The 11,439-nt window shown below is 71.4% G+C and carries 6 protein-coding genes; 4 read left to right on the top strand and 2 right to left on the bottom strand.

Going from position 1 to position 11,439, the window contains the following annotated elements; genetic code table 11:
* Positions 1 to 160: 160 nt before the first annotated feature.
* Entirely contained in the window at positions 161 to 1,606 is a 1,446-nt protein-coding gene (locus tag AB0G74_RS33525; RefSeq protein ID WP_361154276.1) for an MFS transporter, read from the bottom strand.
* Positions 1,607 to 1,678: 72 nt separating this feature from the next.
* Here AB0G74_RS33525 and dusB point away from each other — a divergent pair, with 72 nt between their 5' ends.
* The 3 genes from dusB to AB0G74_RS33510 all read left to right on the top strand — a co-directional run bounded on the left by dusB (position 1,679) and on the right by AB0G74_RS33510 (position 7,733).
* Positions 1,679 to 2,878: a tRNA dihydrouridine synthase DusB gene (gene dusB / locus AB0G74_RS33520; RefSeq protein WP_361154274.1), complete on the top strand. Its 1,200-nt coding sequence runs from the start codon at positions 1,679 to 1,681 to the stop codon at positions 2,876 to 2,878.
* Positions 2,879 to 3,390: 512 nt separating this feature from the next.
* Entirely contained in the window at positions 3,391 to 6,108 is a 2,718-nt protein-coding gene (gene ppdK, locus AB0G74_RS33515) for a pyruvate, phosphate dikinase (protein ID WP_361154271.1), read from the top strand.
* 521 nt (positions 6,109 to 6,629) lie between these two features.
* Entirely contained in the window at positions 6,630 to 7,733 is a 1,104-nt protein-coding gene (locus AB0G74_RS33510; protein ID WP_361154268.1) for a helix-turn-helix domain-containing protein, read from the top strand.
* 672 nt (positions 7,734 to 8,405) lie between these two features.
* On the opposite strand, the gene AB0G74_RS33505 is transcribed toward AB0G74_RS33510, so the two are convergent.
* Positions 8,406 to 10,448, bottom strand: a complete 2,043-nt coding sequence (locus AB0G74_RS33505) for an APC family permease (RefSeq protein WP_361154266.1) — start codon at positions 10,446 to 10,448, stop codon at positions 8,406 to 8,408.
* Between the two features lie 205 nt (positions 10,449 to 10,653).
* Here AB0G74_RS33505 and AB0G74_RS33500 point away from each other — a divergent pair, with 205 nt between their 5' ends.
* Entirely contained in the window at positions 10,654 to 11,310 is a 657-nt protein-coding gene (locus AB0G74_RS33500; protein ID WP_361154264.1) for a hypothetical protein, read from the top strand.
* The last annotated feature ends 129 nt before the right edge of the window (positions 11,311 to 11,439 follow it).

The raw sequence follows: 11,439 nt of genomic DNA, 5'->3' as shown, positions 1-11,439 counted from the left end.
CTCTCTTGCCGTCCTCGTGGAAAGGCGGGGCCCTCTTTTCAGGGGCGGTGCTGGGGAGAGCATTTAGGGGCGCGGGGAACTGCGCGACAAGCCACAGGCGGTCCGCAGACCGCGAACAACATCAGGCTGCCGGGCGCGGCCCGGCTTCGGGAGGGGCCCGTCACCCGGTTACCCGGGAGGCGGCGGGGTCCGGGGACGCGAGCCGGTCCGCGCAGCCGAGTGCCGTGCCCCGCGCCCAGCGGCCCGTCGTCGCCGCGCCGACCAGCAGGACCAGCAGTCCGCAGCCCGCGATGATCCACCACGCCGGACGGCTCGCCGCGGCGAACCGTGCCGCGTAATCGGCGCTTCGCGCGGCCGTCCCGAGGCTGATCGTGACGCCCGCCGCCAGCACCGTACCGATCACCGCGACCCCGAGGGTCTGGCCGATCTGGCGGCTGGTGGAGGCGACCGCCGCCGCCACCCCGGCCTGGGCGCGCGGCATCCCGGAGACCGCCGTATTGGTGATCGGCGCGTTCACCATGCCGAACCCGACGCCGAACAGCACGTATCCGGTGAAGAGCAGGGTGTTCGAGGACGCCGCGTCGAAGGCCGCGAAGAGCACCCCGCTCGCCGCCATCGTCACCCCGGCGATCAGCAGCGGCGTCCGGGGTCCGACCGCCCCCACCAGACGGCCGGCCAGCGGCGCGGCCACCAGGGTCACCGCCGCCATCGGCAGGGTGTAGAGCCCGGCGTGCAGGGCGTCGTAGCCGCGGACGTCCTGGAGGTAGAGGGTGTTGAGGAAGAGGAAGCCGCCCAGTGCGGCGAAGGCGGCGATCGCGATCACCGTGGCGCCGCTGAACGGCGCGCTGCGGAAGAACCGCAGATCGATCAGGGGCTCCCGGCGTCGGGGCTCGTACCACAGCACCCCCGCCAGCGCGCCGAGCGCGATCACTCCCGCGACCGCGTCCTTTTCGATGATCGCGTAGGTGGTGGCTCCCAGCAGGGCGATGACCAGCAGTTGGCCGACCGGGTCGAAGCGCCGGGGCCGGGGCGCCCGGGACTCGGGGACGTAGCGGACGGTCAACAGCAGGGCGAGCAGCCCGACCGGGATATTGACCCAGAAGATCGAGCGCCAGCCGACCGAGTCCACCAGTACCCCGCCGACCAGCGGGCCCGCGGCCATCGAGATTCCGACCACCCCGCCCCAGATCCCGATCGCGCGGGCCCGTTCCACCGGGTCGGTGAAGGTATTGGTGATGATCGACATGGCGACGGGGTTGAGCATCGAGCCGCCGACCGCCTGCACCATCCGGAAGACCACCAGCAGCTCCAGGCTCGGGGCGACCGAGCAGAGGGCCGAGCCGAGGGTGAAGAGCGCGAGGCCCGCGAGGAAGACCCGGCGGCGGCCGATCCGGTCGGCTGTCGATCCGGCGAGCATCAGCAGGGACGCCAGGACCAGGGTGTACGCGTCGATGGTCCACTGGAGTCCGGAGACGGAGGCGTCCATCTCGCGCCCGATCGACGGCAGCGCCACATTGAGGATCGTGTTGTCGAGACTGACGATCAGCAGGCTCATACAGCAGATGCCCAGCACGAGCAGGCGCCGCCGGGATGTGAGCCGGGACACAGGCATAGCCCGATCGTACGGTTGACCGATCAACCGCGCCGCGCCGTGTGCGCCATACGCGACAATGGACCGATGACCACCCTCGCCACGCCCCCCGCGCCCCCGGCGGCGGCCGTCCCCGCCCCCGGGGCCGGGACCGCGCCCGCCGAGGCGCTCGCCATCGGTCCGCACACGGTCCGCCCGCCGGTCGTGCTCGCCCCGATGGCCGGGATCACCAATGCCCCCTTCCGGACCTTGTGCCGGGAGTTCAGCGGCGGCAAGGGCCTCTTCGTGAGCGAGATGATCACCACCAGGGCGCTGGTCGAGCGGAACGACAAGACCATGCAGCTGATCCACTTCGACGCGACGGAGACGCCGCGCTCGATCCAGCTGTACGGGGTCGACCCGGTCACCGTCGGCAAGGCCGTACGGATGATCGTCGACGAGGACCTCGCGGACCACATCGATCTCAACTTCGGCTGCCCGGTTCCCAAGGTCACCCGTAAGGGCGGCGGCTCAGCCCTGCCGTACAAGCGGCCCCTGCTGCGGGCGATCCTGCGCGAGGCGGTCGGCAACGCGGGCGCCCTGCCGGTGACGATGAAGATGCGCAAGGGCATCGACGACGACCATCTGACGTTCCTGGACGCGGGCCGGATCGCGGTCGACGAGGGCGTCACGGCGATCGCGCTGCACGGCAGGACCGCCGCCCAGCATTACGGCGGCACCGCCGACTGGTCGGCGATCGCCCGGCTGAAGGAGCACGTCCCGGAGATTCCGGTCCTGGGCAACGGCGACATCTGGTCCGCCGACGACGCGCTCCGGATGGTCCGCGAGACCGGCTGCGACGGGGTCGTCGTGGGGCGCGGCTGTCTGGGACGGCCCTGGCTGTTCCGGGATCTCGTCACCGCCTTCGAGGGCGGTACGGAACGGGTCGCGCCGACCCTGCGCGAGGTGGCGGCCGTGATGCGCCGCCATGCCGAGCTGCTGGGGGAGTGGATCGGGGACGAGTCCCGGGGCGTGATCGACTTCCGTAAGCACGTCGCCTGGTATCTGAAGGGGTTCTCCGTCGGTTCCGAGATGCGCAAGCGGCTGGCGATCACCTCGTCCCTGGCCGAGCTGGACGAGGGGCTCGGGCTGCTCGATCTCGACCAGCCGTGGCCCGAGGGCGCCGACGGGCCGCGCGGGCGGACCTCCGGCAACAACCGGGTGGTGCTGCCGGACGGCTGGCTGAAGGATCCGTACGACTGCGCCGGAGTCGGCGCCGAGGCCGAACTGGACACCTCGGGCGGCTGAGGCGGTCCGCTGTCCCTTCGTACCCCCGCGTACCCTCCGGACCCCTCCGCACCTTCTCCGTTCCGAACGCCGGGCGGCCCTCTCGGGGGCCGCCCGGACGCGTTTCGGGCCGGGCCGGACGCGTACGGCGCGTCGTCCGGATGACGGAACGACGCCCCTCCTCGGTGCGTGATTCTCGCCACCCTTGATAAGCCCCTCGCTCAGATGAGCGTTTTGGGGGCGGTTGCAGAACTCGCAGGAGTGGCACTCCGTGCCACCCCGGCTGGGTTCGGAGTGTCGCCGAACCGATCACCCTCCGTGCCGAAGATCGGCCGTTCCGTGGCATGCCGTGGTGATGCGTTCAAGGGGTGAACGGGACGAGTAAAGACGCCTGCCCGTCAGTTGACTTTCGATCCGGTGGCGGACGAGTGGTTACGTCCGTATGACGGCCAAGTGGACGTACCCAGACGCCTTCGATCTGGGTATGTTCCTCGCCGTCAGGGCAGCCACCGAGCCTCGAAGGGTCGAGAGCCGTGTCGGAAAATCAGGATCTCCGCGATCAGAAGTTCGTCTACGACTTCACCGAGGGGAACAAGGACCTCAAGGACCTGCTCGGTGGCAAGGGCGCCAACCTCGCCGAGATGACCAACCTCGGGCTGCCCGTCCCTCCGGGCTTCACCATCACCACCGAGGCGTGCAAGGTCTACCTCGACAGCGGGGAGGAGCCCCCGGCGCTCCGGGCCGAGGTGAGTGCGCACCTCGACGCCCTGGAGAGCCGGATGGGCAAGCGGCTCGGCGACCCCGGTGACCCGCTGCTGGTCTCGGTCCGCTCCGGCGCCAAGTTCTCCATGCCCGGGATGATGGACACCGTTCTCAACATCGGCCTCTCGGACGCCTCGGTGACCGGTCTCGCCGGGCAGGCGGGCGACGAACGGTTCGCCTGGGACTCGTACCGCAGGCTGATCCAGATGTTCGGCAAGACCGTGCTCGGGGTGGACGGCGACCTCTTCGAGGAGGCCCTGGAGGAGGCCAAGGCCACCAAGGGCGTCGGCGTCGACACCGATCTCGACGCGGCTGATCTGAAGAAGCTGGTCAAGCACTTCAAGAAGATCGTCAAGACCGAGGCGGGCCGGGACTTCCCGCAGGACCCCCGGGAGCAGATGGATCTCGCGATCACCGCGGTCTTCGACTCCTGGAACGGCGACCGGGCCCGGCTCTACCGCCGCCAGGAGCGGATCCCCAACGAGCTGGGCACCGCCGTCAACGTCTGCTCGATGGTCTTCGGCAATCTCGGCCCCGACTCCGGTACGGGGGTCGCCTTCACCCGCGACCCGGCCAGCGGCCAGCAGGGCGTCTACGGCGACTACCTCCAGAACGCCCAGGGCGAGGACGTGGTCGCGGGCATCCGCAACACCGTGCCGCTGGCCGATCTGGAGGGCATCGACAAGGCGTCGTACGACCAGCTGATGAAGATCATGGAGACGCTGGAGAACCACTACCTCGACCTCTGCGACATCGAGTTCACCATCGAGCAGGGCCGGCTCTGGATGCTCCAGACCCGGGTCGGCAAGCGGACCGCGGGCGCCGCCTTCCGGATCGCCACCCAGCTGGTGGACCAGGGGCTGATCGACGAGGCCGAGGCCCTGAAGCGGGTCAACGGCGCCCAGCTCGCCCAGCTGATGTTCCCCCGCTTCGACGACCAGGCCGAGGTGGAGCTGCTCGGCCGGGGTATCGCCGCCTCGCCCGGCGCCGCCGTCGGCAAGGCCGTCTTCGACTCGTACACCGCCGTCAAGTGGTCCCGCTCCGGCGAGCAGGTCATCCTGATCCGCCGGGAGACCAACCCCGACGACCTGGACGGGATGATCGCCGCCGAGGGCATCCTGACCTCGCGCGGCGGCAAGACCTCGCACGCGGCCGTGGTCGCCCGCGGTATGGGCAAGACCTGTGTCTGCGGCGCCGAGGACCTGGAGGTCGACACCAAGCGGCGGCGGATGACCGTCGGCGGGACCGTGGTGGAGGAGGGCGACCTGGTCTCCATCGACGGCTCCACCGGCAAGGTGTACCTGGGCGAGGTACCCGTGGTGCCGTCCCCGGTGGTGGAGTACTTCGAGGGCCGGATGCACGCGGGCGCCGACGACGCCGACGAACTCGTCGTCGCCGTCCACCGGGTGATGGCCTACGCCGACCGGGTCCGCAGGCTGCGGGTACGGGCCAACGCCGACAACGCCGAGGACGCCCTGCGCGCCCGCCGGTTCGGCGCCCAGGGCATCGGGCTCTGCCGGACCGAGCACATGTTCCTCGGTGAGCGGCGCGAGATGGTGGAGCGGCTGATCCTGGCCGACCACGACGACGAGCGGGCCGAGGCACTGGAGAAGCTGCTGCCGCTCCAGCGGAAGGACTTCGTCGAGCTGTTCGAGGCGATGGACGGACTGCCGGTGACGGTCCGGCTGCTGGACCCGCCGCTCCACGAGTTCCTGCCCGACATCACCGAACTCTCGGTCCGGGTCGCCCTCGCCGAGGCCCGCAAGGACCACAACGAGAACGATCTGCGGCTGCTCCAGGCCGTCCACCGGCTGCACGAGCAGAACCCGATGCTGGGGCTGCGCGGCGTCCGGCTCGGACTGGTCATCCCCGGACTCTTCGCCATGCAGGTACGGGCGATCGCCGAGGCCGCCGCCGCCCGCAAGGACGCCAAGGGCGACCCGCGCGCCGAGATCATGATCCCGCTGGTCGGTACGGTGCAGGAGCTGGAGATCGTCCGGGACGAGGCCGAGACGGTGATCGCCGAGGTCGAGGCTGCCACCGGCGTCGCCCTCAAGCTCGCCCTGGGCACGATGATCGAACTGCCGCGGGCCGCGCTGACGGCCGCGCAGATCGCCGAGGCCGCCGAGTTCTTCAGCTTCGGCACCAACGACCTCACCCAGACCGTGTGGGGATTCTCACGCGACGACGTGGAGGCCAGCTTCTTCACCGCCTACCTGGAGAAGGGGATCTTCGGGGTCTCCCCGTTCGAGACGATCGACCGGGACGGCGTCGGGTCACTGGTACGCAGCGCCGTCGAGGCCGGCCGGGCCACCCGCCCCGGGCTGAAACTCGGCGTCTGCGGCGAGCACGGCGGTGACCCCGAGTCGGTGCACTTCTTCCACGAGGTGGGTCTGGACTACGTCTCCTGCTCGCCGTTCCGGATCCCGGTGGCCCGGCTGGAGGCCGGGCGGGCGGCGATCCAGTCGCAGGGCAGCGATTCGCGCTGACCTTCGAACCCCGGGGCCGTCGCCGTCCGCAACCCATCCCTCAACGGACGGCGGCGGTCCCGGAACCCAGAACGGAAGGAGCGGGCGCCATGTGCGGGGCGCCCGCTCCTTCGTCTCTTCTCATTGCGCGCGTTCGTGCCGCGGTTAGCGCGACTTCTGAAATGTCGTTGCCGAATTCGGCTTTGCGGGCCGGGCCGGAAATGAACGGACGATGAGATTCCGCCCGGCCGCACGGGCGGGGCGCGGCCCGTGGATCCCCATCCCCGGGCCGCGCCCCATTACCCCGGCCGGACAGGGAGCCGCACCTTCTGTCACCCGCCGCCGGACGATGCAAAGCCCCCCACGGTCTTCGCGTCGTCCATCGGAGACAGAAGGAACCTGCCCGACGCGGTACAGCCTTTCGGTTCGCACCGGTCCCGGGCGAGGCTTTTCAACTCTGGCTGAAACTCCGTGGTAACCGGTTGTGATGGGGTGCATACTCAGTGGTAGGGGGCGATTGCTCGTGCAACAGTGGGGGTTCAGTGCTCCGTATCCATTTCACCGGCGACGATCTGGCCAGAGTGAGAATGGCGGCAAAGCCGGATGTCCTGTGGGAGACCATTCTCAGTTTTCATCGATTGCGGGAGCGCCGACGTGCGGTGATGTTCGGGGAATGGCGGTCGGAAACCCGGACGCGGTTGAATGGTGAAACAAGCCTGCTGGCGGCACTGGTACCACCACGGGGTTATTTTCCGGACTTCCTGACCCCGCCCGAAGCGGGCGGCGGCCTGGAATCGGGGCTCGCCGCGATACAGGCGACCCCGCCGGTGCGGCTGCATTCCGAACTGACTCTCGCGTCAGCATCACGTGCGTCCGCCCGTGCCGCCGCACGTGCACCGGGGGCGCCGACCGGACCCGCGGGACCTGCTGGGCAGCCCGTACAGGTGCCCGAGTCCGCCCTGCCCGCCGGTACGGCGGGGGTTACCACCCCGCCCGTGGTCGCCGGGCTCGCCGAAGGGCTCTCCTCGCCGATGTCCCGGCTGCTGACCACCCTCCGCAGTTACCACCGGGCCGCGGTGGAACCGTACTGGGCACACATTCAAGCCAGAGTCGAAGCCGACCGCGCCGTCCGCGGCCGGGCGCTGCTCGACGGGGGAGCCGCCGAACTCCTCTGCTCGCTGCCGCCCGTGCTGCGCTGGCGCGCGCCCGTACTGGAAGCGGACTATCCCGTGGACCGGGAGATCCGGCTCGACGGCAGGGGGCTGCTGCTCCAGCCGTCCTTCTTCTGCCGCGACACCCCCGTCGTGCTCCGGGACGCCGGTCTGCCGCCGGTCCTCGTCTATCCCGTCGCCCATTCGCCCGACCCCGTCTTCGGCGAGACCGCCGGAGCCCTGGCGCCCTCCCTCGGACGGCTCGTCGGCCATACCCGCTCCGCGATACTCCAGGCGATCCGGTACGGCTGCACCACGAGCGAGCTGGCCCGCAGGGCGGGCGTCTCCCTCGCCTCCGCGAGCCAGCACGCGGCGGTCCTGCGGGAGGCGGGCCTGGTCCTCACACTCCGCCACGGCAACGCGGTGCTGCACACCCTGACGCCGCTGGGCGCCGCGCTCTTACGCGGCGGCGCCCCCGCGGAGGCGACACCCTGACGAAACGTTCCCCTCCTCAAGACCCGCGCCCGCCGCGCCCGGCGGCCTGATGTTGCTCGCGCCTGCGGCCCGGTGGGTGGCTTGTCGCGCAGTTCCTCCCCCTATGCCTTCGGCGATGGGGGGACCCCCAGCGCCTTGGCCCTCCGGGTGAGGCCCACAACCCCGGGTCCCGCCCGGCGGCCTAATGTTGTTCGCGGTCTGCACCACCGTCGTGGCTGTTCGCGTAGTTCCCCGCGCCCCTAAATGCTCTTCCCGGCACTGCCGCTGAAAAGGGGGCCCGCCTCCGGTGAGAGATGGGCCTGCCTCTTCGCAGGGCGGTCAGGAGGGCAACCAGGGGCGCGGGGAACTGCGCGACCAGCCCACCACCGGGTCGCAGGCGCCAGGGGTGCCCCGGCCCGGCAGGACAGACGGCGCGGACGGTGCTCGGGAGGGCCGAGGCGCTGGGGGTCCCCCCATTGCCGAAGGCATAGGGGGCGGAACTGCGCGACCAGCCAGCCACGGTCCGCAGACCGCGAACCACAGGAAGTCGCCGGGCGGGGCCGGGTTGTCGGGGCCTGGCTCGGGAGGGCCGAGGCGCTGGGGCCCCGTCGCCCACGACGGCGCGGCCGGCGATGACGAGTGAGGGCCGCCCACCGGGCCCACGGCGCGGCGGGGCCGAGGGGCGCGGGGCCCTCAAGGGGAGGCGCCCACGCGGAAGCGCAGGCGGCAGATCACCGCCTCCGTGTCCCGCCGCACCGCGTGCGCCAGTACCGCCCCCCGCTGGTTCTGCAGCAGCCGCTGCCACAGCCGTTCCGGCTCCAGCTCCGGGATGAGGACCGTGACCCGGGTCTGCGGGTGGTACTTGTAGACCCGCCGTACGTACTCGGCCACCGGCCGCCCGATCGTCCGGTGTTCGGAGTGCAGCTCCACCAGGTCCACCCCGGGGTTCCAGCGTTCCCAGTCCCGCCGCAGCGCCCCTGCCGCCTCCCGGTCCTCCGTACCGGGGTGGGTGACGGTCACCGCCCGTACCTCGTCGCCGAGGGAGACCGCCGCGTTGAGCGCCTCGCGGGTGAGCCGGGACAGGTGGGAGACGGGGACGATGACGAGTGACCGGTCGCGGTGGGGCGCCGCCGGGACCCGGCCGAGGCCGAGCCGGTCGTCGATCCGCCCGTAGGCCCGGTGCACCCGTTCGAAGAGCAGGACGAGCGCGGGCAGCGCCAGCACGATCAGCCAGGCTCCCTCGGTGAACTTCGTCGCCGTCACGACCACCGCGCTCACCCCGGTCAGTGCCGCCCCGAGCCCGTTGAGTGCCGCCTTTCGCGCCCAGCCGGGTGACCGCAGGGCCCGCCAGCGGACCACCATCCCGGTCTGGCAGATGGTGAAGCCGACGAAGACGCCGATGGCGAAGAGCGGGACGAGGGTGTTGGTGTCCCCGCCGGAGAAGGCCAGCAGCAGCGCGGCGACGGCGGCCAGCGCCACCACCCCGTACCGGTGCACCTCGCGGTCCGCCTTCAGCCGGAAGACATGCGGCAGATAGTTGTCGCGGGCCAGTAGCGACATCAGTACGGGCAGCCCGCCGAAGGACGTGTTCGCGGCCAGCGCCAGCAGGACGACGGTGGCGAACTGGACGACGTAGAAGCCCCAGCCGTGGCCGAGTGACGCGTCCGCGAGCTGGGCGAGGACCGTCACGCCTTCCACCGGCTGGAGGTGGAACCGGCCGATGAGGACGGAGAGCCCGATCAGCATCACCCCGAGGAGCACGCCGAGCGCGATCTCCGTCCGCTGGGCGTTGCGGGCGGCGGGCGCCCGGAACGACGGTACGGCGTTGGCCACCGCCTCCACCCCGGTCAGTGCCGAGCACCCGGAGGCGAACGCCTTGAGCAGCAGCAGCGCGCCGACGGTGGTGGCGTCGTCGCCGAGGACGGTGGCGTGTCCGGCCGCCGCCTCCGTGGAGACCGGCCCATCCCGGAAGAGGCCCACCGCGATCAGTGTCAGGACGGAGCCGACGAAGACCGCCGTGGGGACGACGAACGCCTTCGCCGAGTCGACGATGCCCCGCAGATTGACCGCCGTGACCAGGACCAGGACGCCGAGGCAGAGCCCGAGCCGGTGTTCGTGGAGGCCGGGGAAGGCGGAGGTGAGGGCCGCGACCCCGGCCGTCACGGAGACGGCGACGTTCAGGACGTAGTCGAGGACGAGGGACGCCGCCGCCGTCAGGGACGTACGTCTGCCGAGATGGCGCCGGGCCACCGCGTACGATCCGCCGCCGTCCGGGAACGCGGCGATCACCTGCCGGTACGACGCCACCAGGACCGCCAGCAGGGCGGCGATGGCCAGTGTCACGGGCAGGGTGTAGCCGAGCCCGGTGGCCCCGGCCGCCGCGAGGACCAGCACGATCGCCTCGGGCCCGTACGCCACCGACGCCATGGCGTCGAGGGAGAGCGCGGCCAGCCCCTGGACGGCGGTCAGCCGGTGCCGCTCGCCCCGGTCGCCGCCTCGTTCATCACCTCCGCCACCGCCTCGCTCAGACCCGGGTTCCGGTACGGAGTCCGGCGCTCCGTCCGGTTCCGGCCGCGTTCCCCGGCCCGGCGGCGGCGCGGCGACGGTCGCCGGAGCCACCGGATCCGGTGGCCGTACCGGCCGTTGATCCGCCGAACCGGTCCGGCCGCCGATCGCCGGGCAGGGCTCCCCGGACCCCTTTCCGGCGCCGCCGTACGCCGTGGAACTACTGGTCATCGAGGTGATCCCCCTTCGGAAGCGACCCCGGTGACCCGGGCCGCCCCCAGCGTGGGGGCGGGCATTTCCCGGCGCGCGCCCTCTTGTCATATCCCTGGCGTCCGACGCATCCCTCTTCACGCGATATTGACGCGGACATACGGAAGTCGTCAGCGACCCGGCGGAACGGCGGACGGAGGCCCCCACCGGGCCTACGCTCCCGGCCATGGAATCTCAGCGCCGCGCCGGTGGGCCGGGAGAACACGGGAACCACGGGGAACACGGGAACCGGAAGAACCACGGTGATCACGGGCCGCACGGAGAGCGCCGGGAGGGCGCGGCGGCCGGTCCCGGCACGGGCGACGACGGCGGGGAGGTGCTCGCCGAGGACCGGAGATGGACCCACGATCTGTGGGCCGCCGCCTTCTGCGCCCTCGCCCTGCTGGTCCTGCTGCATATCGTCGACCTCGGCGGCGGCACCCTCGACGCGCCCCGCTCCGCCCTGTGGTGCGGGCTCGCGGCCCTCCTCTTCGCCGTGCTCTACCCGCCCCGGGTCACCGTCGGCCACGACTGGCTCCGGGTCCGGGGGCTCGTCCGCGAACACCGCGTCCGTACGGATCTCCTCACCCGGATCGCCCGGCGCGGCGGCATCGCCCAGCGCGTCGTACTGCGGGACGCCGAGGGTCACCGGGCCGAGGTCGATCCCCTGACGCTCTATCTGAACCCGCTGATCCGGCACGAGTTGGAACGGGGCGCGCGCCGCTCCCGGGAGAGCGGACTGCTCCGGACCGGAACCCTGGAACTCGACGGACTGTGCGCCGGGATGGCGGACGCCGACACCGATGCCGCACGGGCCGTGTTCGACGCCTCCGGCCTGCGCTGACGCCGAAACGGCCGATGGCCGCCCGGAAGGGGCCGGGGTGGTGAACTGCTCGGCAGGGAGTGAACTCTAGTGTGCATGTGCGTGTTTGAGTGTGCGTTATGATCTGTGTATGAACCTCAAGGAGTGGGC

This window comes from Streptomyces sp. NPDC020875 (genome assembly GCF_040641415.1).
Classification (GTDB): Bacteria; Actinomycetota; Actinomycetes; order Streptomycetales; family Streptomycetaceae; genus Streptomyces.
Note: the sequence above shows the minus strand (reverse complement) of the source record. Positions and strands in the feature narration are given on the sequence as shown.